The organism is Rhizobium sp. PvP014 (assembly GCF_017876855.1).
Lineage (GTDB): Bacteria > Pseudomonadota > Alphaproteobacteria > Rhizobiales > Rhizobiaceae > Neorhizobium > Neorhizobium soli.
On the sequence record NZ_JAGIOT010000003.1, the window covers coordinates 91,432 to 116,158 of the forward strand.

20 protein-coding genes are annotated in these 24,727 nt (G+C 57.7%); 12 read left to right on the plus strand and 8 right to left on the minus strand.

The window, feature by feature from the left end; translation table 11 throughout:
- The gene (gene paoC / locus J3A65_RS22020) at positions 1 to 2,205 is read left to right on the plus strand and encodes an aldehyde oxidoreductase molybdenum-binding subunit PaoC (protein WP_209903828.1); all 2,205 of its coding nucleotides are present in this window, start codon (positions 1 to 3) and stop codon (positions 2,203 to 2,205) included.
- Positions 2,206 to 2,340: 135 nt separating this feature from the next.
- Positions 2,341 to 2,736, plus strand: coding sequence for a cupin domain-containing protein (locus J3A65_RS22025; RefSeq protein WP_192078814.1), 396 nt, complete (start codon positions 2,341 to 2,343; stop codon positions 2,734 to 2,736).
- A gap of 100 nt (positions 2,737 to 2,836) precedes the next feature.
- Here the strand turns inward: J3A65_RS22025 and J3A65_RS22030 are convergent, their stop codons facing one another.
- Positions 2,837 to 3,277 carry a cupin domain-containing protein gene (locus J3A65_RS22030; RefSeq protein ID WP_209904164.1) on the minus strand — a complete coding sequence of 147 codons (441 nt, stop codon included), beginning with the start codon at positions 3,275 to 3,277 and terminating at the stop codon, positions 2,837 to 2,839.
- Between the two features lie 228 nt (positions 3,278 to 3,505).
- Between J3A65_RS22030 and J3A65_RS22035 the strand changes: the two genes are divergently transcribed.
- The gene (locus J3A65_RS22035; protein ID WP_209903831.1) at positions 3,506 to 4,399 is read left to right on the plus strand and encodes a LysR family transcriptional regulator; all 894 of its coding nucleotides are present in this window, start codon (positions 3,506 to 3,508) and stop codon (positions 4,397 to 4,399) included.
- A gap of 28 nt (positions 4,400 to 4,427) precedes the next feature.
- Here J3A65_RS22035 and J3A65_RS22040 read toward each other — a convergent pair whose 3' ends face one another.
- From J3A65_RS22040 to J3A65_RS22065, 6 genes are all read right to left on the minus strand, one after another.
- Positions 4,428 to 5,213: a carboxymuconolactone decarboxylase family protein gene (locus tag J3A65_RS22040; protein WP_209903833.1), complete on the minus strand. Its 786-nt coding sequence runs from the start codon at positions 5,211 to 5,213 to the stop codon at positions 4,428 to 4,430.
- A gap of 363 nt (positions 5,214 to 5,576) precedes the next feature.
- Positions 5,577 to 5,930, minus strand: a complete 354-nt coding sequence (locus J3A65_RS22045; protein WP_209903835.1) for a cyclophilin-like fold protein — start codon at positions 5,928 to 5,930, stop codon at positions 5,577 to 5,579.
- Positions 5,931 to 5,992: 62 nt separating this feature from the next.
- On the minus strand, positions 5,993 to 6,691 hold the full coding sequence (locus tag J3A65_RS22050) for a hypothetical protein (protein ID WP_209903837.1): 699 nt from the start codon (positions 6,689 to 6,691) through the stop codon (positions 5,993 to 5,995).
- An 18-nt stretch (positions 6,692 to 6,709) separates the two neighbouring features.
- The gene (locus J3A65_RS22055; protein WP_209903839.1) at positions 6,710 to 7,183 is read right to left on the minus strand and encodes a hypothetical protein; all 474 of its coding nucleotides are present in this window, start codon (positions 7,181 to 7,183) and stop codon (positions 6,710 to 6,712) included.
- A gap of 127 nt (positions 7,184 to 7,310) precedes the next feature.
- The gene (locus tag J3A65_RS22060; RefSeq protein ID WP_209903841.1) at positions 7,311 to 8,417 is read right to left on the minus strand and encodes an alpha/beta hydrolase; all 1,107 of its coding nucleotides are present in this window, start codon (positions 8,415 to 8,417) and stop codon (positions 7,311 to 7,313) included.
- Positions 8,418 to 8,478: 61 nt separating this feature from the next.
- Positions 8,479 to 9,711, minus strand: a complete 1,233-nt coding sequence (locus tag J3A65_RS22065; RefSeq protein ID WP_245341738.1) for an MFS transporter — start codon at positions 9,709 to 9,711, stop codon at positions 8,479 to 8,481.
- A gap of 100 nt (positions 9,712 to 9,811) precedes the next feature.
- Here J3A65_RS22065 and J3A65_RS22070 point away from each other — a divergent pair, with 100 nt between their 5' ends.
- The 8 genes from J3A65_RS22070 (at position 9,812) to J3A65_RS22105 (ending at position 21,173) form a co-directional block, all read left to right on the plus strand.
- Positions 9,812 to 10,699, plus strand: a complete 888-nt coding sequence (locus J3A65_RS22070; protein WP_209903843.1) for a LysR family transcriptional regulator — start codon at positions 9,812 to 9,814, stop codon at positions 10,697 to 10,699.
- Between the two features lie 295 nt (positions 10,700 to 10,994).
- Positions 10,995 to 11,501 carry a DUF427 domain-containing protein gene (locus J3A65_RS22075; RefSeq protein ID WP_209903846.1) on the plus strand — a complete coding sequence of 169 codons (507 nt, stop codon included), beginning with the start codon at positions 10,995 to 10,997 and terminating at the stop codon, positions 11,499 to 11,501.
- Positions 11,502 to 12,187: 686 nt separating this feature from the next.
- The gene (locus J3A65_RS22080; protein WP_209903848.1) at positions 12,188 to 14,101 is read left to right on the plus strand and encodes a TonB-dependent siderophore receptor; all 1,914 of its coding nucleotides are present in this window, start codon (positions 12,188 to 12,190) and stop codon (positions 14,099 to 14,101) included.
- A 154-nt stretch (positions 14,102 to 14,255) separates the two neighbouring features.
- Complete coding sequence (locus tag J3A65_RS22085) at positions 14,256 to 15,122, plus strand: alpha/beta hydrolase-fold protein (RefSeq protein WP_209903850.1); 867 nt, start codon at positions 14,256 to 14,258, stop codon at positions 15,120 to 15,122.
- 17 nt (positions 15,123 to 15,139) lie between these two features.
- Positions 15,140 to 15,952, plus strand: coding sequence for an ATP-binding cassette domain-containing protein (locus tag J3A65_RS22090; RefSeq protein ID WP_209903852.1), 813 nt, complete (start codon positions 15,140 to 15,142; stop codon positions 15,950 to 15,952).
- Between the two features lie 13 nt (positions 15,953 to 15,965).
- Positions 15,966 to 16,856 carry an ABC transporter substrate-binding protein gene (locus tag J3A65_RS22095; RefSeq protein ID WP_209903855.1) on the plus strand — a complete coding sequence of 297 codons (891 nt, stop codon included), beginning with the start codon at positions 15,966 to 15,968 and terminating at the stop codon, positions 16,854 to 16,856.
- Positions 16,853 to 18,823, plus strand: coding sequence for a Fe(3+)-hydroxamate ABC transporter permease FhuB (gene fhuB / locus J3A65_RS22100; protein WP_209903857.1), 1,971 nt, complete (start codon positions 16,853 to 16,855; stop codon positions 18,821 to 18,823). The genes J3A65_RS22095 and fhuB overlap by 4 nt, the downstream gene beginning before the upstream one ends.
- A 256-nt stretch (positions 18,824 to 19,079) precedes the next feature.
- Positions 19,080 to 21,173 carry a methyl-accepting chemotaxis protein gene (locus tag J3A65_RS22105; protein WP_209903859.1) on the plus strand — a complete coding sequence of 698 codons (2,094 nt, stop codon included), beginning with the start codon at positions 19,080 to 19,082 and terminating at the stop codon, positions 21,171 to 21,173.
- A 211-nt stretch (positions 21,174 to 21,384) separates the two neighbouring features.
- Here the strand turns inward: J3A65_RS22105 and J3A65_RS22110 are convergent, their stop codons facing one another.
- Positions 21,385 to 22,428: a class I SAM-dependent methyltransferase gene (locus tag J3A65_RS22110; protein ID WP_209903861.1), complete on the minus strand. Its 1,044-nt coding sequence runs from the start codon at positions 22,426 to 22,428 to the stop codon at positions 21,385 to 21,387.
- Positions 22,429 to 22,689: 261 nt separating this feature from the next.
- Here J3A65_RS22110 and J3A65_RS22115 point away from each other — a divergent pair, with 261 nt between their 5' ends.
- Positions 22,690 to 24,672 carry a bifunctional diguanylate cyclase/phosphodiesterase gene (locus J3A65_RS22115; protein WP_209903863.1) on the plus strand — a complete coding sequence of 661 codons (1,983 nt, stop codon included), beginning with the start codon at positions 22,690 to 22,692 and terminating at the stop codon, positions 24,670 to 24,672.
- The last annotated feature ends 55 nt before the right edge of the window (positions 24,673 to 24,727 follow it).

Genomic DNA, 24,727 nt, shown 5'->3' on the forward strand with positions numbered 1-24,727 from the left:
ATGAAGTTCGACACACCAGCAACCACCAATCCAATCGATCAGCTCAAGGTCGTGGGCCAGCCGATCCAGCGCATCGATGGTCAGCTGAAGGCCACCGGGCGAGCAATGTATGCCTATGAATGGCACGATCCGACGACACCCTGTGCCTATGGCTATCCGGTCGGTGCTGCCATCGCGAAAGGGCAAATCAACAAAATAGACGTCGCAGTCGCCAAGAAGTCGCCGGGCGTTATCGCCGTTGTCACGACATTGGACGTCGGTGAACGCGCAAAGGGCAAGTTCAATACTGCCAACCTCTTCGGCGGCAGCAAGATCCAGCACTATCATCAAGCGATCGCGGTGGTGGTAGCCGAAACCTTTGAGCAGGCGCGTGCTGCCGCTGCTCTCGTAAAGGTCGATTATACGGCCGAGGAGGGCGTGTTCAATCTTTCGGCGGCCGTCAAGGATGCGGTCAAGCCGAAGGATGCCGGCGGCGCGCCAACTGATAGCGCCGTTGGCGATTTCGATGCCGCCTTCAGGGAGGCTGCCGTAACCCTGGAAGAAACCTACAAAACACCAGACCAATCCCATTCGATGATGGAGCCACATGCTTCGATCGCTGCGTGGGACGGTGACGAACTGACGCTGTGGACATCTAGCCAGATGATCGACTGGTGGCGGTCCGACCTTGCAACGACGCTTGGCGTCGACAAGGAGAAGATCCATTTGATGTCGCCCTTCATCGGCGGCGGGTTTGGCGGCAAGCTCTTCCTGCGCGTTGATGCCGTTCTGGCCGCTTTCGGTGCGAAGGCTGCCAAGCGCCCTGTGAAAGTCGCGTTGCCACGACCTTTTATGGCCAACAACACCACACACCGTCCGGCGACTTCGCAACGCATCCGGATCGGCGCCGAAAAGAACGGCAAGATCACCGCAATCGGTCACGAAAGCTGGTCGGGTGACCAGCCCGGTGGTCAGTTGGAAGCGGCTACGCTGCAGACGCGTTTGCTCTATGCGGGCGAAAACCGGATGACGGCGATGCGGCTGGCAGCGCTCGATCTTCCGGAAGGTAACGCCATGCGGGCCCCGGGGGAGGCGCCGGGTTTGATGGCACTCGAAATTGCAATGGACGAGATGGCGGAGAAGCTTGGGCTCGACCCGGTCGACTTCCGGATCATCAACGACACGCAGGTCGATCCGGAAAAGCCTGAACGCCCCTTCTCGCACCGTGACCTCAACGGTTGCCTCAAGCTGGGTGCCGAGACATTCGGCTGGAACGGCCGCGGCAAACCCGGCACACGGCGCGAAGGCAACTGGCTGATCGGCACAGGGGTCGCCGCCGCGTTTCGAAACAACATGGTCCTGCCGTCGGGCGCAAGGGTGCGCCTGGACAACGAGGGGATTATCACTGTCGAAACCGACATGACCGATATCGGAACGGGCAGCTACACGATCATCGCCCAGACGGCTGCCGAAATGATGGGTGTCACGATCGACAAGGTCGCGGTCCAACTGGGCGACTCGCGGTTTCCCGTATCGGCCGGTTCCGGCGGGCAGTTCGGTGCCAATTCGTCAACGTCAGGTGTATACGCCGCCTGCGTCAAGCTACGGGAGGCGATTGTTCAGAAGCTCGGTTTCAATTCCGCCGATGCAGTCTTCGAGGACGGCCAGGTGCGCTCCGGCAACAGCTCGGTTCCTCTTGCCGGGTCCGCCGGACCTGAAGGCTTGGTGGGAGAGGACACGATGCAGTGGGGGAACCTCACCGAGACGCACCAGCAGTCTACCTTCGGGGCGCATTTCGTGGAAGTCGGCGTGGACGTGGCGACCGGAGAGACCCGCATCCGACGCATGCTTGCAGTTTGCGCAGCCGGCCGCATCCTCAACCCGATCACCGCACGCAGCCAGGTCATCGGCGCGATGACCATGGGTGTCGGCGGTGCGCTTACCGAGGAACTGGCGGTCGACACCCGCCGGGGCTTCTTCGTCAACCACGATCTGGCCGGCTACGAAGTTCCGGTGCATGCGGATATTCCGCACCAGGAAGTAATCTTCATGGACGAAACCGACCCGATGTCATCGCCCATGAAGGCAAAGGGCATCGGCGAACTTGGCCTCTGCGGCGTTTCCACCGCCATCGCCAACGCCATCTACAATGCGACAGGTTTGCGTGTTCGGCACTATCCGGTCACGCTCGACAAGCTGATTGGTGGGCTCCCCGAGGTTGCTTGACGTGGTCAGACGGCGGCTCCACATGAGCCGCCGTCTGAGAACATTCGGAAAACCGAGGTTTTTCAATATCGCATCGATCACTCCGCCCTGCGGGTAGGATGACGTCGCGTGCCAAAAATAATTAAGGAGCACCAGATGAAAATCCAGAGAATTGGATCGCAGCCGTCTGCGAAAGGACCAGCGGACTGGTTCACCGGTACGGTCAGGATCGATCCGCTTTATGCGGCAAACGATGCACGTCGTGGCGCTGCCGGCGCCGTCACTTTCGAGCCAGGCGCGCGAACTGCCTGGCACACGCATCCGTTAGGCCAGACGCTTATTGTCACCGCAGGCTTTGGTCGTGTACAGCGCGAAGGTGGTGAAATCGAAGACATTCGGCCGGGAGACGTCGTCTGGTTCGAACCCGGTGAAAAACATTGGCACGGCGCGTCGCCCACGACGGCCATGACCCATATTGCCATCCAGGAACACCTGGATGGCAAGGTTGTCGATTGGCTCGAGCACGTTTCCGACGAAGACTACGACAAGTAATATCGCGACACCGAGCTCACTCAAACGTCAACGTGAGCGTCGAAGACGTAGGGATCGACGATGGATGCCGGGCGCTCCGTTGGGTGCCCGGCATTCTCTTTTAGTCGAGGTATTGGTTGTCCGTGACTTTTTCCATCCAGTCGACCGGCTTACCATCCTTGACGTTCGATACTGCGATATGACTGACGCTGGTTTTGTCTGTAGCTCCGTGCCAATGCTTTACGCCAGGCGGCGTCCAGACCACGTCGCCGGGCTTGATGGAGCGCTTTTCGCCACCTTCCTCCTGAACCCATCCGGATCCTGACGTAACGATCAGAACCTGTCCGGCAGGATGTGTATGCCACGCCGAACGAGCGCCCGGTTCGAAAGTCACTAAGGCCCCGGTATTACCTGTGTGCTCGTTGTTCGAGTAGAGCCTGTCAACCATGACAGAGCCAGTGAAGGTGGCTTCCGGCCCCTTGGAGGTCGGCCTCGATCCTGCCTGAAAGACCTCCGTGGATTCTGCGGAAGCCTGTGTTGTTGCGAAAAGTGTAAAGAGCATGGCAGTTGTGGCGAACAGTTTCATCTTATCGTCCTTCTGTCGTGTCGTTTAAAGTTGGCCTGAACGCTTCACCTTGTTACGAGGAACGTCATGGCTACGACATAAGTGGGATGCCGTTGCTTTGGCATTAGAGGTCAAAACCCGCAAAGATATATGGGCCTCACTCATAAGTGTCTGGCGCAGGTAGCAAGTCTCGCTACACTAACCCAGACAGTAATGAGGTGACGCATGCTGAGGGAAAACGTGACCGACCTGATGGCGTTCATGGTGGTTGCTCGCGAGCGCAGCTTCACGAAGGCTGCAGCACAGCTTGGCATTTCCCAGTCCGGATTGAGTCACTCGATCCGAGGACTTGAGGAAAGGCTGGGCTTGCGTCTTCTAACAAGAACCACCCGTAGCGTGGCTCCGACACCAGTAGGTGAGCGAATTCTGGAGACTATAACGCCGAGATTGCTCGAGGTAGAACAAGCGCTTATCTCACTGACCGATACGCGGGAGAAGCCGGCGGGCACGATCCGCATTACTGCCGTCGATTTTGCCATAGATCATGTCCTGTGGCCGAAGCTAAGACGGGTTCTCCAGCAATATCCCGAGATCAAAATAGAACTCATCGTGGACTATGGCCTGACAGATATCGTTGCTGATCGTTTTGACGCCGGTGTGCGGCTGGGCGAAAATGTTTCACCGGGAATGATTGCGGCGCGTATCAGCGGCGATCAAAGAATGGTCGCTGTTGGGTCGCCCAGATACTTTGAAAAGCGAAGAGAACCCGTCTCACCACTTGATCTTACCGGGCATGATTGCATCAATCTACGACTTCCCACCAAGGGCGGGCTTTATGCCTGGGAATTTGAAAAGGACGGCAGGAACCTCAACGTCCGTGTCGATGGCCAGATGACGTCCAACGGCATCTACCAGATCCAGCAGATGGCTCTCGACGGCTACGGGATTGCATTTGTGCCAGAGGGCCTTGTCCTCGCTGACCTGAAAGACGGCCGACTCAAACAGGTGCTGGGGGACTATTGTCCCTGCTATCCGGGATATCACCTTTACTATCCGTCGAGAAGGCAGCCCTCGGCAGCCTTCTCAATCGTCCTTGAAGCTCTTCGGGAACGTACCTAGTAGATCTACAAGCCGCTGGGCGCAACGCTCACGAGGAGCGTTTGTTGATCACGTCTTTCACTATCGGCACGGCGGAGAACACGTTTGGCCAACCCGCATAGAAGGCGAGCTGCGTCAGCATTTCGGATGCTTCCTCTGCCTTCAGACCATTATCCATTGCGCGATTAAGGTGATAGGTAACCTGAGCAATCTGCCCGTTTGTGATCAAGGATGTGACAGTGATCAAGCTTCTGTCACGCGGGCTCAATCCGGGCCGCAACCATACGTCTTTGAACAAAAGGCGGTTGGTGAATTCGGCAACACCGGGGGATGTCGGCGCTACTGTTTGTTCGACGGTAGCCTGTCGTGGTGCATCTTTCTGACCGTCCAGAGGTAGCAATGTCGGAGTGGCTTCAGGAAGCTGATCCTGCCCGATACCCCTCGCGGCAAAAACGTCTTTTGCTACCGCGACGGCGCTCGTTGCGTTCGCCCAGCCGGAGTAGAAGGCTAAGTGGGTAATGATCTCCGATAACTCCGCCGGCGTGACCCCATTGTCGAGTGCCAGATTGAGATGAAAGGGCAGTTCAACAGGTTGGTTTCGGGCGATCAGAGCAGCAACAGTGACCACACTACGATCTCGCGGAGAAAGACCCGGACGTTTCCACAACCCACCGATGACGGATGCCTCCGTATACTTTGCAAGTGCCGGCGATACCGCCCTCATATCCTCGAGTGTGACAGGCAAGGTTGCGAGCGGGTATGTCTTATCCTCAGCAAGAACCGGCGCTGCTGCAAGCGAGAGGGAGAAAGCCGTAGCGGCAAGATGCTGCTTCATAATTCGGAGTCCTTTCGAATTTGTGCGCCCACTGAAACAGCGGCTGCCTGATAGATATAAAGATGCTCCCGCTCGAAATTAGAGGCCGATCTTTCATAGAACTTATGAGCCCGTCCCATGAATGCAGTCTTCTCGATGAATGCTCCGCTTGTAAGATCTGGGAGCAACCTCAAAGTCTCGGCAGCTCGATGCGGTGGCCGGGAAATCTGAAGCATGACCGTAACGGTCGACACCGCAGCCGTTACCGACAAGTGGTCGTCAGTCGGCGTGCACAATTGATCCGGGGCATTCGCCTGAATGCGTTCGTCATCGCATTTTCCCCTTGTGGCTCTGAAGGACCGTCGTTTCGCTCTGTAGCGTCGTTCACTTACTTCGTTCGATTTTGACGCTGACTTTGCCGGGGCGATCAAAGATCAAAACGTCTCCTTGCACACGACCGAGAATGACGATGCCAGGCGGCGGCACGCGTCCCTCACGGTAGTAGATGACGAAGTCGCCCGAACTCCAAAGGCCAAGCGTTCCCGCTGAAAATTCGCGCTGTCGTGAAGCCGTTGGCAAGGCAGCCGGCAGGTCGCCTGTCTTTTCCTGGCGCAGATGATCGTCCATCTCGATTGTCAAAGGCAGCATTTCGGCCAGGGCACGAGCAGCCGCGTTGTCCGCCAGCTCGGCCGTGACCGTGCCCCAGTCGGACGAAATCGAGATAAGATCTTGGGCCATGGCGGATCCTCCAACTGGCATTGTAAGCGAGGCGATGACGAACGCGGTTCCTGCGAGATATCTCATGTTTCACCATTGTTTGAATGAGAAATGGGCTTTCCAGCGGACCTCAGAGCAGCCATCGAGTAATATGAAAGCACGGCGACACCAGCAATGACCGCTGTCCAATGCGCAAAAAATGGCGTCACCGACGCGGTAAAATCCCAGAAATTCAGGCTGTAGCCAAACATCAGCTTTGTCGAAACGCCGAGGACAGCGAAACTCCAAGCTCCAGATGCCAGCAAGAGTGCGGAACAAAACCTGAGCGAGTTGGTCCTGATCCGCGAGGGAGAGAGCCTGAGTACTGTAGCGGTTGTCGCCATCACACGAGTCCAATGACTTCCGAGATGGGCGGCTATGATCAACACCACCCAGTATGCCGAGAACCAGTGAAGTTCGATGATGCTGACATTGTCTGTGAACTGGATGAAGCTCAGCACCGAGCGGGAGATCAGCACGCTGGTCACGAACAGCACCGCCATATCAAGCGCCAGCCAGGTATGAATGATCGCGACCGCCCAGCGGCGCGCGTCGTAGCGGCCGATGCGAAGCGTTACGAACCAGCGCCTGTTGGTGTAAACATGCCATACCAGGAGACCGAACATCGCCGTCCCAAAAATCTCGTGTGGGCCGTTGTCGAGCCACCAGTAGGCAAGCGACAGCATCAAGAACGCGCCCATAACTGCGGGAAGAAGGAGGCGATTGGCTGCTAATCGGAGCATCGCGACACCCCGCTTACATTAGAGGAGATCATCATCTGAGATGGCTCCATCGAACGTGAACATGAACTGTTCGGACTGACGTGATCGATGGCAGGAATAGCAACGAGCGACGTTTTCGTCTGCCTTGACGCTCCCATCGGGCCAGAACCACTGGTATTCCCACTCATTGTCACCATCGCCGATCTTTTGCCCGACGAGATAACGCGTCAGGACATCGCTCTGATAATCGACAAGAACCATGTGCGTGCCCGTTGGAACAGGCTGCCCGGCCTTTAGAGCGATGAGGGCCTCAGAGCTTGTCAGCATGTGTTCCCGTGTAATCCCCCGTCTAACCGTCGTGTAATGCTTGAGCTGGTCGAGAGGCGGAAATGTCACGGAATTGGCGGCCGCAAGTGCTGGTGTCGGAGAAAGCTCGATTTCGACCAGGAAATAGCCCGTCAGAACGACCACGAAGGGTAGGGCCATCAAGCCAGCCCAGCGAAAGATCTTCATATTTGTCATTCCTCATGCTGGTTCGTAAGCGGCGCTCGAAGCCTCGCAACCGCAGGCCTGTTCCAGAGCTTACCAGGATGTCTCGGTCGCCCCACGCCGACCGACACAGATGGACGTTCCGCTTCGGTCAGGCGAGATATTGACCGAAGAAGGTCTTCAGCCGGTCGAACGGGATGAGATCAACACGGTCGTAGAGATCGACATGACCGGCGCCCTTTACCCAGACCAGTTCCTTGGGTTCCGACGCCCGGTTATAGGCATCCCGGCTGAACTCCTTCGAATGCGCTTGGTCGCCCGAGATGAACAGCATCGGGCGCGGCGAGATCGTCTCGATGTCGTTGAAGGGATAGAAATTCATGAATTTGACGCTGCTGCTGAGGGTCGGCTTCGTCGTCGTCTCTCGGGTGACGCCAGCAGGCGTGAACTCACCGCGAGGCGTGCGATAGAAGTCATAGAACTCGCGTTGTATTGGATCCGTATCGGCCGTCAGTTCCAGTGTGGTGCCACCGATGTACTGGGCCTCTGCACCGTCGGCCTCTGCCCAGCGCTGTTCGGCAGCCGTTGCGATGAACTGCTTGCGCTGCTCGATCGTCTGAGACTTGTTCAGTGCGTCGCGAAAGGCAGCGCCCATGTCGTACATACTGACGGTGGCGACCGCCTTGATGCGCGGATCGATCTTGGCGGCGCTGATGACGAAGCTGCCGCTGCCGCAGACGCCGATTGCACCTATGTTGGCGCGATCGACGAACGCATTCGAACCCAGGAAATCGACGGCTGCGCTGAAGGCCTCTGCATACATCTCTGGGGACACCAGATTGCGTGCCTGCCCTTCGCTCTCTCCCCAGAACGGCAGATCGAGGGACATGGCGATAAAGCCCTGTTCAGCCATCTTGGTTGCGTAGAGATTGGCGCTCTGCTCCTTTACCGCACCCATAGGATGCCCGACGATGATCGCGGCTGTCTTGCTGGTTCGATCGAGGCCATTGGGGAGGAAGAGGTTTCCGACCACAGATGTCTGGTACTGGCTTTTGAAGGTGACCTTGTGCGAGGTCACCTTGTCGCTGGTGTAGAAATTGGCGGCGCCCCTGGACATGTCTTGAGCCCCGGCAGGCGTCGTGTCGAAAACCGACATTGCCCCGAGAGTTGCGATGCCCGCACCCGTAATCTTGAGCAGGTTGCGGCGTTCGATACCGGTCTTCAAGGCCTGTGTGTCGTCTTGGTTCTGGGTGGTCATATTGATGTCTCCTTGAGCGATGAAGCGATGGAAATCGGTTGTGGTGCGCCGAGCGACAAATTTATCGGCGTATTGAACGCCAGGCGGCGATGGCGAGAAGAAACGCGCCGAAAAGCAGCCCTGCGGCCAAAAGAAAGGTCGTCCACCAGCCATAGCCGTCGAACAGGACGCCGCCGACGGACGCGCCGAGGGTAATTGCAAGCTGAATGGTCGCCACCTGCAACCCGCCGCCGGCCTCCGCGTCGTCGGGCATTGTCCGGCTGAGCCAAGTTCCCCAGCCGACCGGAGCGGCCGTGCTGAACAGACCCCAGCCGACCAGAAGCATGGCGGTGATTGTCGAGGATGATCCGAATGCGATCAGGCCCAGGGCAATGACGGCCATGATCAGCGGGATTGCTGCGAGGATCACAAACAGCCGTTTGTGAAGAAGGCGACTGACGATCGTGGTGCCTGCGACTCCTGCCAGCCCCATCAGCAGAAGCAGGAGAGACAGTGTCGATATCGAAACCGCCGTCACTGTTTCAAGAAAGGGCCGAAGGTATGTGAACAGAGCGAACTGGCCCATGAACAGGAGCATGATCGAAGCCATCCCGATCGCCACCGGCGGGCGCAAAAGCAGCCGGAAGACATTCGACGAGCCCTCACTGGAACGCGGAGGGAGGGATGGAAGGCTGATCCACTGCCAGACAAGCGCCAGAAGTGCGAGGGGAACAACGGCAAAGAAGGCACCTCGCCAGCCGATGTAGCTGCCGAGTAAGCTTCCCAGCGGTGCCGCGATCGTCGCCGCGATTGCGTTGCCGGCGTTCAGCATCGCAAGACCCCTGGGGACGGAAGCGGGCGGAACCAGCCGCATGACGATTGAGGTCGACATCGACCAGAAACCGCCGATGGCAATCCCCAGCAAGGCGCGCCCTACCATCAACACGAGATAGTTCGGGGCGAATGTGACGATCGTTCCAGAGATCACCAGGGTTGCCGAGAACGATGCGAGCACCAGCCGCCTGTCCACGCGACGCGTCAGCCCTGCCACGGAAATGCTGGTCGCGACGGCAAAGATCCCAGAGATCGAGATCGCCTGTCCGGCACGACCCTCCGTCACACCCAGCTCGGCGGCGATGGGGGAGAGAAGGCTGACCGGCATGAACTCCGACGCGATCAGGACGGCAACGCACAAGGCCATCGAGATGACTGCGCCCCAGGCCGCAACTGGTACAGTCGAATTGGCGGTAGTCGTGACCGCGGCTGCGTCGTCGTCGTTTTTGAAGTTGGGCTGTATGAGAGCTTGTTGTGTCATGGCGGCAATATACGCAACGGCCAGTTCGAAGATTAGTCATTGCAATTCGCTTGGACCTATCGCCCTATGACATCAATCACCGATGCTTTGGAGACGGACCATGAAGCGGGAAGATCTCAATGACATGCTTTGGTTTCTGGCAGTGGCAGAGGAGCGGAGCTTCACAAAAGCGGCCGCGAGACTCGGTACGTCGCAATCGACCATCAGCCATACCATCAAGAAGCTAGAAGCTCGGATGGGGCTGCGCCTTCTGACCCGCACAACCCGCAGCGTTGCTCCTACGGAAGCGGGCGAGAGATTGATCCGCTCTCTGGCGCCGCGCATCGAGGAGCTTGAGACCGAGATCGACGCGCTGATGGAGTTCAGGGACAAACCGTCAGGCTCTGTACGCATAACCCTTTCCGATCACGCATTGGAAAGCGTCGTCTGGCCGAAGCTGCGCTCAGTCCTGCGAGACTACCCCGACATCAAGGTCGAGCTTAACAGCGACAATGGCTTCCGGAATATAGTGGAAGAGAAATTTGACGCCGGCGTGCGGCTTGGCGAAAGCGTCGACAAGGACATGATTGCCGTGCGCATCGGGCCGGACTGGCGACTGATCGTTGTCGGCTCTCCGGAATATTTTGTTGGGAGGCCTGCTCCTGAAACGCCACAGCAGCTTGTCGCTCATGACTGCATCAACCATCGGCAGTCGCGCCTCGGAGGGCTATACAGTTGGGAATTCGAGAAGGGAGGAAGGGAGCTTCGGGTTCGTGTAGAGGGCCAACTGACCTTCAACACGTCCTATGCGATGATCGATGCTGCCGTGAAGGCCTACGGAATTGCTTACGTACCCGAAAATCTCGTTCAACGGCAGCTTGCGTCCGGTGAGTTGGTGCAGATTCTTGATGACTGGACGCCGCTATTTCCGGGCTACTACCTCTATTATCCAAGCAGAAGACAGAACTCTCCAGCGTTCAAAATCGTTGTAGAGGCGTTACGCGTTTAATTCGAATGGAGCAGATCGAGTAGTTGGTGCCAAGGAAAGTTGGCGATGGGGCTCTGGACGATTTGGACGACTTGATCAGCCTTGGGAAGGTCCTGTTGTTCATAAGGTAGAAACGCTGAAGGTAACTGATACCGCCACTGGCTGTGCAATTCGCGGGGTCTAAGGTTCGATTCCTTTCAAAGCGTCTTGTTGCGACGGCCAGGTACGAGAACGAGCCATATAGCCATTCTGCGAAGCAGGTCCAGCCTTGCAATTCACCGCTGCTGCTGCAAGTTGGCTCGGACTGGAGGACATTATGGTAACGCTTACTCATCCCGTTCCAGACCCATGCCTGCCCGGGCAGGAGAGCGTTTGGTCCTTCCCAAGGCCGAGCATCGCCCAGCCGGTGCGCAATCATTTGAAGATCATCTACAACGGCCACGTTCTCGCGGAGACCACGGCCGCAGTGCGCACGATCGAAACAAGCCACCCGCCGACCTATTATTTTCCGCCCGCCGACGTAGATCTCTCTATGCTCCGTGAGGGCAGCAGCAGGTCGATCTGCGAGTGGAAAGGACAGGCGCGCTATTTCGATATCCAATCGGATGACAAAACGAGCCGGAACGCGGCCTGGGCCTATCCGCATCCCACGACATCTTTTGCCCTGATTAAGGATTTCATTGCCTTCTATCCGCAGGCCATGGACTTGTGCCTCGTAGACGGCGAGGCCGTAGTGCCCCAGGCCGGGACGTTCTACGGCGGATGGATTACCTCAGGCGTTGCTGGCCCGTTCAAAGGTCCGCCTGGGACTGAGCGTTGGTGAATGGGCCATACCAGGTCCAGTAGGCTCGGAATAGATGAACGATACTGCGGAGCGATATACGGCAGAGTTAACTTAGAGACCCTCAACCAGCTTGAAGCGCTTCGGCTCATACCGCTTGCTCGAAAGCTAAGTGGCATTGTTCGCCGTCATCTCCTAGTGCCAGAGATATTGGTTTGGTAGTTCAAATCTTTTCGAGATCTGCAAGCTGACCGGCTATTTTCGATTACTACGACACTGGCTGAAAGTCCGTTGTCAGTGAGCGGATCTCAGACGCAATACGATCTGCGGAGGCCTGTTGCAATTTTGACAACGATCTCACAATACATGACAAAATTCCTCCACATTTATTGATTGCGCGAGATCTGGCTTTTATAGGTGGCCCCCGTGGCAGCGTAATGCTGTCTTCGCGACACCTTCGAATCCACAACCTCTTGGGTCGCCACGATATTTTTTGTTCTTAGACAAAGGGTCAGGCAATGACGTTCTTGTTCACTCGGCATCCTTTTTGCCGCATGCTCCAACACTCTACTGCCTTTGTCGGTTTGGTGGTTGTTTGCGCGGCGAGTGCGGCAATTGCGCAAGAGGCTCCTGTCAATACGACCCTCGCCCCAATTGTCATTACAGGCGCTGGGCAAACCATCGGCGAAGACAACGATACGATCGTACCGACGCGTGCGATCACTGCCTTGAAGACAGATACGCCGCTCGTCGAAACACCCCGCTCGATTTCGGTGGTGACCCGCGAGGAAATCGAACAGCGCGGCGCAACCGATCTGATCCAGGCAACGCGCTACAGTTCCGGCGTAAACACGGGTGGCTTCGGTTTCGACCCGCGGTTTGATCAGGTCACTATCCGTGGCATCGAGACGACCACGAGCGGCGATTTCCGCGACGGCCTGCGCCAGCCGGTGATGACCTACGGCACGTTCACAACCGAAATTTATACGCTCGATCGCGTCGAAGTGCTTAAAGGTCCGGTATCTGTCATGTATGGGGCCGCGAGCGCGGCGGGTATCGTCAACAAGATTTCCAAATTGCCGCTTGAGGAAGCCCATCACGAGGTCGAGGTGCAATACGGGACGGTTGGTCGCAAGCAAGCCGCGTTCGATTTTGGCGGTCCGGTTGGCGAAAGTGGCGATCTGTTTTACCGCGTCGTCGGACTGGCCCGCGAGGGAGAAACCAATAATGAAATCGCGGACGACCGCTACCTGCTACAACCGTCCTTCACCTGGGCGCCAACCGACAGCACGAAGCTGACGGTTTACGGGCTGGCGCAGAAAAGCGAGGGCGCGGCCAGTGCCTGGACTTTCAAAAACGATGGCAGGATCTTCCTCGTCAGCGATCCGGACTACGATTATCAAAAGGTTCGCCAATACCAGCTCGGTTACCAGTTCGAACACGCGTTCGAAAACGGTCTGACCTTCCGGCAGAACGCACGTGTCAGCGACCTCGACCTCGATGCTCGTTATGTCGACCGTACGACAATGTTCAGCGCGCCAGCCGCGCCGTGGGGAACCGCTGCGGTGACTGACGAAATGCGGGCCTACCAGATAGACAACCAGCTGCAGGCTAAATTCGATACCGGTGCTGTGTCCCATACCGTTCTTGCCGGACTGGATTACACAGGCGTCACTTCAGACTTTGCCGATGGATATGGATCAACGCTGCCGGGGGAGATAAGCAACGCACCGTCCCCGGCGCTGACCGGCTTTACCGGCAACGACCTTCGCCAGACGGGGGTCTACGCGCAGGAACAGGCCGAGATCGGAAACTGGCGCTTCGTGGGAGGTCTGCGTTACGACTGGCTGCATCAGGAGACCACGGACAAAGTGGCAGGTACCGGTGCCGAGAAAAATGACGGTGCTCTGTCGGGCCAGGTCGGGCTGCTTTATCTCTTCGACAATGGTCTTGCCCCTTACGTGAGCTACGGAACTTCCTTCGTGCCATCGACCGAGCGCTCCGCCGGGGGTGGCGTGCTTGATCCGACGGAAGGCCGCCAGATCGAAGCCGGTATCAAATACCAGCCGGAAGGCGGGAATTTCTCGCTCAGCAGCGCAGTCTATCATCTGGTTGAAACCGGCAAGCCCCAGTATGCCGGCGTCTCCGGTCCGCTCTATATCTACGAGAATTCGGGCGAGAATACCTATACCGGGTTCGAGGTCGAGGGCCGTAAGGAGTTCGACAACGGTATCAGCGTGATTGCCGCCTACACCTATACCCACGGGGAAATCACCGACAATCTCGATGGTTCGCTGGTCGGCAACACGCCAACGACAACTCCGCGGCATACGGCCTCGCTTTGGGTCAACTTTGCTGTGCCGGAGGATTCCGTCATCGGCGGCCTCAGCATCGGCGGAGGCGTTCGTGCAGTGAGCACATCCTACACCGACGACTACAACACGGCGAAGAACGCGGGCGTCGGCTATCTGGATGCTTCCCTTTCCTATGACTTCGGTGCCAAGTCGCCGGAGCTGAAGGGGCTCTCGCTTATGGTCAGCGCAACGAACCTTGCCAACCGCGAGGAGCAGGTGTGCAATGGCGGCTATTGCTACTTCGGTCAGGGACGAACGGTGGTCGGTTCGTTGAAGTACAAGTGGTGATCGGCGTCAGATACCACCGACCAAACCGCTCGGGGTCTCCTCGTTGCTCTGAGGAGAGACGGGCAGCCTGCGCGGGTCCGTCCGTGGACTATCCCGCAGAGCCGGGACAATGCGTTCCCCGGCCTGCAAGCGCCATACAATTTGCGAGATTAGCATGACTGAACAGGCCTATTGCCTGCCCGGCACCACCTATTTCGACCTGGCGCCAGAGACCGGCGGCGAGCCCTATCGCATCTTCCTGTTCAGGCCGGCTGACGAGGCGCCCGTCGGGGGATGGCCGCTTCTGGTCATGACGGACGGCAACGCAAACTTTCCCTTCGCTTTCGCAAGCCTGGTGACGCAGGCGCCTTATCCAACGGGCACCGGGGTCGACTGGGGCGTTATCGCGGCGATCGGTTATCCGACCGACGACCCCTATGATGCCATGCGACGGGCGTGGGATCTTGGCCCCCCGCCGGTCAAATCCTATCCGCCCTATGTCGAGGGGGGGCCTCCGGTGCTCATCGGCGGATCCGGTGAGTTGCTTGATTTCATCGACAAGCAATTGCTGCCGCGGCTGGCCGAACTGGTTCTGCTCGATCCGGCACGGCGATCGCTCTTCGGGCATTCTTTCGGCGGCCTCTTCACGCTCTACGCCTTGTTTGAAAGGCCGGAGCTGTTTGCCAACTGGATTGCAGCGAGCCCAACCATTTACTGGGAAGGCAGCGAGATCCTCAACAACGAGGCGCGTCGCCAAACAGTCGCTGGCAACGAGGTGATGCTGCATCTTTCCGCCGGAGAATACGAGGGGGAGGAACTCGCGCCGTTCCAATATTTGAACGAGGATGCCGCCGTCCGCCTGGATCGGAGGAAAGCCGAAAGGACGGTTGCGCTGGCGCAGGAAATGGCTGATCGGCTGGATGGCACGGCGGACGGCATCCGGACGCAGTTTGAGCTTTTCGCCGGCGAGACCCATATGTCCGTGGTCGGACCCGCGGTCAACCGCGCCATTGGCATCGCCTTCCGGCGTCCGAATTCGTGACAAGAGGAACAGGCGAGATGGTCATGATAGAAAGCGCGCAGGACGCGCCTGATACGCAGAAAGCCTTCGCAGTCGACGGGGTCACTCTTGTAATCGACGGCAATGCCATCCTCTCGGATGTAAGCCTCGATTTCCCGGAAGGCGAAGTGGTGGCCCTTGTCGGCCACAATGGTTCAGGCAAATCCAGTCTCCTCAAAATACTTGCGCGGCAGCTGACGCCAACTACCGGATCTGTCGCCTATGCCAGCCGCGACGTTTGGCGCTATCACGGTCATGAATTTCCGCGTTGCGTCGCTTACCTGCCGCAGGATCTGGGCACCGGGTCGGATATGACTATCCGCGAACTGGTCGCATGCGGACGGTACCCGTGGCACGGCGCGCTCGGTCGCTTTTCTGCCGTCGACCGGGAGAAGGTGGAGGGAGCGATCGCTGCCACGCATATCGACAAATTTGCCGATCGCATGGTGGGAACGCTTTCCGGCGGAGAACGGCAGCGGGCCTGGATCGCCATGCTGATCGCTCAGGACGCACGCTGCCTGCTACTCGACGAGCCGACCGCGGCACTCGATATCGCGCATCAGATCGAGGTGTTGTCGCTGGTGCGACGTCTCGCGCGTGAGAACGGTCGCAGCGTCGTCATCGTTTTGCACGACATCAACATGGCCACACGCTTTTGCGACCGCATCCATGCCCTGAAAGGTGGACGGTTGGTCGCAAGCGGAACCCCCGCCCAAATCCTGGTACCCGAACTGCTCTATACCATTTACGGGATTAAGATGGAGGTAATTTCCGCTCCTCACCTGTCGCATCCGCTTGCCTATGCCTGCTGAGGTTCGCAACGGGATGCAGATCTCAAGGCGCTCATTGCTGAATGGTGCAGCGGCGGCGGCCGCAGCGGTCTCCATGCCGGCACAGCTGCTGGCGGATGCCGGCGGCCAGAGGATCATAAGCCTCGACTATGGGCTGGCGTCCACATTGCTGTCGCTCGGGGTGCAGCCAGTCGGCATTTCCGATCTCGCCGACTGGAACAAATGGGTCGTCGAGCCCGAAATGCCGAGCTCGGTCGTGGATATCGGAAGCTCGCACGAGGTCGATCTCGAAATCCTCATCCAGCTGAAGCCGGACATCATCTTAACGACGCCCTATCTTGACCAACTTCTGCCAAGGCTCCAGCCGATCGCGAAAATCCTACGGCTGGAGATCTTCACGCCCGACGGCGGTCCCGTCTTGCCGGCGGCGATCTCGGCGACGCGCAAGCTAGGCTCAGGGCTCGGCCGCGAAATGGAGGCGGAGCGATTCTTGACGCGGTCTGATGCATTTTTCGAGAGCTGCCGCGCACGGTTGGCGGGGAGAACCCTTCCACCGGTTGCACTGGCGTCGTTCATGGATGCCCGGCACGCCCGTATCTATTCCGCTCCCGGCCTGTTCCACAACGCGCTGGAGCGCATCGGGATACGCAACGCCTGGACCCGTCAATCGAACTACTGGGGCTTCGAGACGATAGGCATCGAGGAGCTTTCGACCATTACAGACAGGGACGCCCGCCTGATCATCTTTGAGCCTGTGCCGCCCGATGTGTTGCCAAAACTTGCGCAAAGCCCGCTGTGGCAGACGCTGCCGTTTTCCCGGCCCGGACACGTGTCGGTCGTTCCGCCGGCGCTGATGTTCGGCATGGTCAACGAGGCTATGCGGTTTGCCGGTCTGGTGACCGACGTACTGGACAATGAACCATGACCGCCCTCCGTCGCGATAATCTCGGGCCTGGCCTCGTCGTTTTCCTGCTGATTTGCGGCGGATGCGTTGCATCCTGGTTTCTCGTTCAGCCGGCGCTCTCGGGAACGGTAGCGCCGGGCTACGACATCGAGCGGATGGTGCTCTACTATTCTACCTTGCCGCGGCTGGCCACGGCACTGCTTGCGGGCGCGGCGCTGGCTTTGTCGGGCGCACTTTTCCAGCAGGTGCTGCGAAACCCGCTGGCCGACCCGACGACGCTCGGCGTCTCGGCCGGCGCCAATCTTGCGCTGGTCGTGGCCTCGCTTTTCATGCCGGTACTGTTGGGCGCCGGCCGCGATATCGTTGCCTGGCTGGGAAGTGCGGCGGCTGCCGCCATCGTCATCGGCTTAGGTGCTCGCCGAGGTTTCTCGCCGTATTCCCTGGTGCTTTCGGGCCTCGTGCTCAGCCTCTGGTGCGGCGGACTGTCGGCCATCCTCATCTATTTGAACCAGCGCTACCTCGCGAGCTTGTTTATCTGGGGCGCAGGATCGCTGGCGCAGCAGAGCTGGGTCATTCCGATCTCGCTCATCTGGAAAATTGTCCCCGTCGCAATCGTCTGCGTCCTGGTCATCCGGCCGCTATCGCTGCTCGATCTCGGGGAAAGCAGTTCGTCCTCGCTTGGGGTCAAACTCGTGCGCCTTCGTATCGTCGCCGTTGCCTGCGCGGTGTCGCTTGCGGCCTTTGTCACCAGCGCCGTGGGCGTCATCGGCTTTATCGGGCTGGTCGCGCCGACGCTGGCGCGGCTTTCGGGCGCGCGCAGGCCGGTGCAGTTGATACTGTGGTCTCCGCTGATCGGGGCATCACTTCTCTTCCTCGCCGACTCCGTGCTGCAACTCGTGACGGGCGGTCTCGGAGACTTTCTTCCGACCGGCGCAGTCACCGCAATATTCGGATCGCCCCTGCTCCTGGCGCTGCTACCTTGGCTGAAGGTGCGTCACCGGGTCCAGCACGCGGTGACGGTGCGCGAGCGGCAGCGCCGATGGGGCGTAGGCAAACCAGCAACGGTCGCCCTTGCGAGCGTCCTCGTTATTGTTGCGCTTGGCCTTTTTGTCGGGCGCGGACCTGGCGGCGTCTGGTCTATGCTTTCCGGCGAGTTTTTCAACGACATCCTCGCTATCCGCGCACCCAAGGTGTTTGCAGCGCTCGCATCCGGCGCGATGCTGGGTGTTGCGGGAACCATCCTGCAAAGGTTGACCGGCAACGAAATGGCAAGCCCAGAGGTTTTAGGGATTAGCGCCGGTGCCACCTTTGGCGTCGCCATCGCATTATTCGCCGTTGCGCCTGGCTTTGTCGGGCAGTTCGCTTTTGCAGCCGTCGGCGCGATCACGGTACTCGCTGTCATTCTCCTGAGTTCGAGGCGGTCGAACTTCGCGCCGGAGCGGGTCCTTCTTGCAGGCATCGCGCTCAGTGCAATGGTGGATGCTGTGGTCGGCGTGCTGAGCTCCACCGGCGATCCGCGCGCGATCCTGCTGATGCGCTGGATAAGCGGATCTACCTATATGGTGGACGGCCGGACAGCCACCATGGAACTGGCAATCGGAGCAGTGCTGATTGCAATTGCGCTGTCAGCACGGCGTTGGCTCGATATTCTGCCGCTTGGGCCGGCCCCGGCATCGGCCGTCGGCATCCCGCTGGCGCGTTCGAGATTGGCGCTTTTCGGCCTCGCGGGCCTGATGACTGCGGCTGCGACCCTCACAGTTGGTCCGCTGTCCTTCGTCGGCCTTATGGGACCGCACCTGGCGCGGGAGGCCGGGTTGAAGCGCGCTCTGCCGCAGATGATGGGCGCCGCCTTTATTGGCGGGGGACTGATGGTTTTAGCAGATCTGATTGGTCGCACGGCTGTAGCACCTTACCAAATCCCGGCTGGGCTCGTCACAGCTCTCATAGGCGCTCCGTGCTTGATGTTTTTGTTGGGTAAAAGGAGGTAGATTTTCTCGTGGCAGGATGCAGGTCGAAGGTTCGAACCCACTCAAGGCGAAGACGCTCTACGTTCAGAGCGCTTCTTCGCAGGATCGACTGACGGTTCCAGGAAACGTAGTCGTTTAAATTTAATCTTCTTAATTTAGTGAGTTGTTCGAAGCTCACATCTTCCGGCACGCATGATGCGCGTTGCCTCGCCTCAAGGCATGTCCCCGTCCAATCTAAGCTAGGTGTCGCACCGGCAGCATCCGAAGGATTTTTGGTTTGTCTAGGAAATCAAACCTGATGACGCGTATTCTCATAGCAGCGTCTCTCGTCGTGGCTACCGCCTTCGTCGGTTTCTCGACCTATATCGACAGCCTGCAACGCAGCGTGGCAACCAAGGCTGTTGCCGAAAAGATCAGCGCCTCCGGAAAGCAGGCATCCCAAAGCATTGCAAACTGGCTGAACGGTCGCATCATGCTGACCGATGTATCTGCCAAGGGAATGGAAAAAGCCAAGGATGCTGCGGCCAAACTCGCGTTCCTGCAGAACGACGTTTTAACAGGTCAGTTCATGTCCACATACTTCGGCGATGGTGCCGACGGGGCGTTCATCACTTGGCCACAGCAGGAACTGCCCGCCGGTTACGATCCGAGAAAGCGACCCTGGTATCTTGATGCCGTCAAGGCTGGCAAGGCGGTCCTGACGGAGCCGTACACGGATGCTTCGACAGGCGGACTTATCATTACTGCTGCCGTACCGGTAAATGTCGATGGAAAGGTGAGCGGTGTGACTGGTAGCGATTTTTCTCTTGACTCGCTTGTGTCCATGATCCAGTCGGTTGATGTCGGCACTGGCGGGTACGCATTCCTGGTAAACACCAGCGGTAAGATCCTCATTCATCCAGACAAATCCTTTGTCAACAAGACCGTGATCGATCTGTTTCCATCTGGCGCACCTGCGATTGCAGCTGACATCGCGGAGACCGAAATCTCCGGGAGTCGCAAACTGACGAGCTTCGTCCCCGTCAGTGGTCTGCCGTCCGTTGAGTGGTATCTCGGTTTTGTCGTCGATGCGGATGCCGCCTATGCATCTGTTTTCCAGTTCAGGATCGCGGCTATCATCGCAACAGTGCTGGCCGTCGCAGGAATGATCGGTCTTGTCGCCATTCTTCTGAGTAAGCTCGTCATTAAGCCGGTGACACAGATGACGTCTGTGATGGAAGAGCTGGCTGCAGGTCAACTGCAGGTGGCCATCCCCGGGCAGAACCGTACAGACCAGATTGGCTCAATGGCTTCCGCTCTCACTGTGTTCCGGACGAATGCGATAGAGCGCCAACGTCTCGAGGGTGACGCCAAACAGACACGCGCGTCTTCTGAACGTGAACGCGTCGACCGGGAACAAAAGTCTGCAAAGGATGCCGCAGACATTCAGTTGGTAGTCGATGCCCTTGCAAAGGGATTAGCGCATCTCTCCGACGGCGACCTGAATTATCGCATCGCAACGCCATTTGTGTCGCACCTTGATCGTCTGCGCGAGGATTTCAACAACTCGATAGGCAAACTCAACGAGGTACTGACGACAGTCGGACAAAATGCGAGAGCTATCGATGCAGGTGCGAGCGAGATACGTCAGTCCGCTGATGATCTCGCGCAGCGGACGGAGCAGCAGGCAGCGTCCGTCGAAGAAACGGCCGCGGCGCTCGAACAGGTAACAACCACAGTCAAGGACTCTGCTCGACGCGCTGAGGAAGTTGGTCGACTGGTAAACCGTACACGCGGCAACGCCGAGCAGTCCGGTATCGTGGTTGGCGATGCTGTCAATGCCATGCACGGCATCGAGCAGTCTTCGGCAGAAATCTCGAAGATCATCGGCGTCATCGACCAGATCGCCTTCCAGACGAACCTCTTGGCGCTGAATGCCGGCGTTGAAGCGGCTCGAGCAGGCGAAGCGGGCAAGGGCTTTGCTGTTGTTGCGCAGGAGGTGCGGGATCTCGCGCAGCGCTCGGCCAACGCTGCAAAGGAAATTAAAGCGTTGATCAATACATCTGCGTCGCAGGTTGAGACGGGAGTGGCACTCGTCGGCAATGCAGGTCTGGCACTGGCGACGATTGTTGCTGAGGTTCAGGAGATCAACGGACATATCGACGCGATCGTTGTCGCTTCACGCGAGCAATCGACCGGGCTCCAAGAGATCAACACCGCGATCAACACGATCGATCAGGGTACGCAGCAAAACGCTGCCATGGTCGAGGAACAAACAGCGGCAAGCCACGGCCTTGCGGCGGAAGCCGACGAGCTCAAGAGGCTCTTGGCGCAGTTCGCATTAACTGAGCAACCGCGGGAACAACAGGCTCGCTATGGCCGAGCTGCTTAAGGTAAGCATAAGAGGTGTGTGAGCCACCTAGTCAAAGTAAGGACGGGCTAGGGGATCCGCAGACCCGTCCTTAAACCAGCTTGGATACTTCTAAGACCGTTCGAACGCAATCATCGAGACTAAGTCATGTCCAAGGCGACGTCACGTCGCCCCGGATACGATGTCATGGACTTGGGGCAATAAAATTTCCAAGAGGCCCTATCGCCGCAGCCTACTTCAGACTTCTAATTGTGCTGTAAATGATATTGCGGTTGGTCCCGAACCAGACGCGGACATCCACTGTCTCTGCATCAACACTGGCACCGACGATACGCCACATGTCTGACTCTGAACGCTGCAAGAGCTCCCAGTTCATATAAGATTCCATATAGCCGTCGTCAGACATCTCATCGGAAAAATTAGCGAACAAGAATACTCCGCCCGGCTTCAGCATCGCGACGCAAATCTGCGTAAGTTTGATTGCGACCTTATCGCTAAGGTAATCGTAGAGACCCGCGGCATAAATCAAATCAAATGTCCCGAGTTGATGCTTTCCCGTGAGGAGCCCACGCACCGATCCATCGATTGGATCGACGGACGTCCCTTCGAATTGTCTCATGATTGATCCGATGCTTTCGGGATCCTGATCAAGGGCGACCCAGCGCTTGATTTCGCCTTTTGTAAGGGCCGTCGATGCCTCCGCTTCCCGGAGGTGTCCGGCGGCAATCGCCAGGATTTCAGTATCTGAGGCGGTCCTTGCCGCGGTCTCATCAACATAGCGGGTTAGAATGTCTCGCCTTTCCCTAACCGCAACCGGCCCTGGTGCGTTAATTGTGTACTCAAAGATCTGAATTCCGACAGGAGTCGCCTTGGCGACTTCTTCAGCTACCGCTTCATGTCGATAGATGAAGTCTATCAGTCCGGCATCTCCCGAATACCCACGCGGCTTCTCGAACGACCATCGGGTAAAGGGGCACTGCTGTAATACCCGCGCTGAAGGATGCGCCTGTATGATGGGGACGAGCATCTGCCAGACTTCGGGCCCTGCTTTTTGCCTGATATCATGCAGTTGACCGATCAACCATCTGGTCATCTCGGGTAGATCCTTCCCAGCATCCAACCGCTGCATGGCCAGGTTTATGACAATGGCAAACTGAGCTTTTGCTCCAGCTAGAAGTTCTGCCGGGTTGGTCGGTTTTTGAGAGATAAGACTGTCGCTGACGGATCGGGGCATGATCAAGCTTTTGCCGTCAGGGGAGAAAAGGGGCTGAGCCAAAAAAATAACCTCATGATTAATGAAATGTTAATACAAGGTTAAATTCTTCACCGATTTGTCATTCGTCAAGGATTATTAGTCTGTCCCGCATTGGGCCAATCAAGCGTCACCAACTTTAGAAATTATTAAATAAGCTGGGCGGTTCGTATCGAGTGCGCGCGCGATAAGCTCGTTATCGTTTGTCGCGGATGTCACATGGCGCTACTTAACGTACAGCGGCGATCTACGACGCGTAGCTACAACCGAATTGGTTCTTAGGCCATGCTGCACATGTTTGCCGAGGCAGGTTACGTCGCAGCAGGTACGACGCCCTCGCCGGAAGACTTGCGTGATTTGTACGTGCGTGAGAGCGAGCGGGGCAGGAGACGCGTCACGCGCAAAGGCCTATGGATAGCCGTCGTCGCGTATCTGGCGTATTCTCTTACCGACTACCTCTTTATTCCCGACGTCGCTTACTACACCGTCGCGGGCCGTCTCGTCGTTGGGGTTTGTGCCTTAGCGATCTTAGAGGTCTTGATCTACGTCGGAGCAAGATCCGGCCTGATCGACACTGTCGCGGCTACAGCCGTATCCGTAGCCTATCTTGTTTGGATTCTCACTGCACAGATGTCCAGTGCTGTGGAGGCGCTCTCCTACTACATGGTTTTCGGCGCCATCTTCATGATGAGCGTGAACCTGTTTTTCAGCTTTCGCTTTCCCGTTGCACTCACAGCCTCTGCAGCGAATATGCTCATCTTTCTGGGCACGCTCTATCTATATTCACCCATGTTGCCGCTTTATAAGCTGATCCTCGGAGCCTTCTGCATCTCGTGCTTCATATTTACTTCGTACGTGAACCTGAAACTCAACCGAGAGCGTTACAACGTGTTCCTCAACGCTCTCGAGGCCCGTGTCCAGCACAACGCGGCAGAGGAGAGGGGTAAAGCTCTCCTCCTTTTGTCCAACACTGACCCGCTCACTGGGCTGGAAAACCGCCGGGCTGTCGATGAGCGACTGCGTGATTACTGGCGACGTTGGCTCGACCATAGGTCGATGTTCTACGTGCTGCTGCTCGATGTCGATTACTTCAAACGATACAACGACCGCTATGGTCATCAAGAGGGTGACCGGTGCCTTGTCGCTGTGTCCCATCTTCTTCAAGAGGTTGTCAATTCCCACGGAGCTAGGATTGCACGTTACGGCGGCGAGGAATTCATCATCATCGCGCAGCAGCAAAGCGTTGAGGACGCCATCGCTTTTGCAGAGGCGATCAAGTCTGCCATACGTGCGCTGGCTTTACCTCATGAGAACCGACGAGATGGAACCTCGATCGTTACGGTCAGCATCGGATTGTCGTTCGCTAGGAACCAGACCAAGCACCTCGACCGAGTTGTCCACGAAGCGGATCTTGCCCTCTACGCCGCGAAGAAAGGCGGTCGGAACACGGTGGTGGTGTTCGATCCTGGTGACGCGAGGACACAGGATGACGAGGAGGACATAGCAGCGATCCTGAAGGTCGCGGTCGCCCAGCGGCTTGTATCCCTCGTCTATCAGCCGATCCGAAATGTTCAAACGGGCAGAGTGGCGGCTGCAGAGGCTCTGATGCGCTTGCGTCGGCCGGATGGCACATCGATCGCGCCGGTTGATTTCATCCCAGTCGCGGAACGATCAGGGTCAATAATCGAGCTGGGGCGTTGGGCGATACGCACCGTCTGCAGCGACATTCTGGCAGGAAATAAGGTTGAGGTAGCCAGTGTCAATGTTTCGCCGATTGAGCTCAAAATGCCGGATTTCTCAAGTTTCGTCGCTTCAACTCTCTCTGATTTCGGTTTAGCAGGAGCGAGGCTCGCTCTCGAAATTACAGAAGGGATGGAGCTGGAAATAGACCAAGACGTAGTGCGCTGCATCAACGATTTGCGAAAGTTGGGCGTCCAGGTCTGGCTGGACGACTTCGGTACGGGTTTCGCGGGATTGTCGTGGCTGCGTCTCATAGAATTCGATACCGTCAAAATTGATCGGTCCTTCCTCCATGACTGCAACACGGAGAAAGGACGACGAATGATGTTGGACATCATCGGCCTGCTTCGTAATCGTGGAACCCGCATTCTTGTCGAAGGGGTAGAAACTATCGAGCATCAGCGTCTGATGCAGCAGTACGGCATTCATCAGCTACAAGGGTACTATCTTGGCCGACCGGCAGCTGCAGACCAACTTCAATCCATCAACGTGTTACCGTTCGATATGATGAAGAGCCGCGTAGGCTAGGTTCCAAGCATTGAGAGTAGTTTTGAGCCTGTTGGCACTGATGCGACTAACGCAG

Coding starts and splice junctions, on each gene's coding strand:
- paoC (WP_209903828.1), top strand. CDS start 1: ATGAAGTTCGACACACCAGCAACCACCAATCCAATCGATCAGCTCAAG.
- J3A65_RS22025 (WP_192078814.1), top strand. CDS start 2,341: ATGAAAATCCAGAGAATTGGATCGCAGCCGTCTGCGAAAGGACCAGCG.
- J3A65_RS22030 (WP_209904164.1), bottom strand. CDS start 3,277: ATGCTCTTTACACTTTTCGCAACAACACAGGCTTCCGCAGAATCCACG.
- J3A65_RS22035 (WP_209903831.1), top strand. CDS start 3,506: ATGCTGAGGGAAAACGTGACCGACCTGATGGCGTTCATGGTGGTTGCT.
- J3A65_RS22040 (WP_209903833.1), bottom strand. CDS start 5,213: ATGAAGCAGCATCTTGCCGCTACGGCTTTCTCCCTCTCGCTTGCAGCA.
- J3A65_RS22045 (WP_209903835.1), bottom strand. CDS start 5,930: ATGGCCCAAGATCTTATCTCGATTTCGTCCGACTGGGGCACGGTCACG.
- J3A65_RS22050 (WP_209903837.1), bottom strand. CDS start 6,691: ATGCTCCGATTAGCAGCCAATCGCCTCCTTCTTCCCGCAGTTATGGGC.
- J3A65_RS22055 (WP_209903839.1), bottom strand. CDS start 7,183: ATGAAGATCTTTCGCTGGGCTGGCTTGATGGCCCTACCCTTCGTGGTC.
- J3A65_RS22060 (WP_209903841.1), bottom strand. CDS start 8,417: ATGACCACCCAGAACCAAGACGACACACAGGCCTTGAAGACCGGTATC.
- J3A65_RS22065 (WP_245341738.1), bottom strand. CDS start 9,711: ATGACACAACAAGCTCTCATACAGCCCAACTTCAAAAACGACGACGAC.
- J3A65_RS22070 (WP_209903843.1), top strand. CDS start 9,812: ATGAAGCGGGAAGATCTCAATGACATGCTTTGGTTTCTGGCAGTGGCA.
- J3A65_RS22075 (WP_209903846.1), top strand. CDS start 10,995: ATGGTAACGCTTACTCATCCCGTTCCAGACCCATGCCTGCCCGGGCAG.
- J3A65_RS22085 (WP_209903850.1), top strand. CDS start 14,256: ATGACTGAACAGGCCTATTGCCTGCCCGGCACCACCTATTTCGACCTG.
- J3A65_RS22090 (WP_209903852.1), top strand. CDS start 15,140: ATGGTCATGATAGAAAGCGCGCAGGACGCGCCTGATACGCAGAAAGCC.
- J3A65_RS22095 (WP_209903855.1), top strand. CDS start 15,966: ATGCAGATCTCAAGGCGCTCATTGCTGAATGGTGCAGCGGCGGCGGCC.
- fhuB (WP_209903857.1), top strand. CDS start 16,853: ATGACCGCCCTCCGTCGCGATAATCTCGGGCCTGGCCTCGTCGTTTTC.
- J3A65_RS22115 (WP_209903863.1), top strand. CDS start 22,690: ATGCTGCACATGTTTGCCGAGGCAGGTTACGTCGCAGCAGGTACGACG.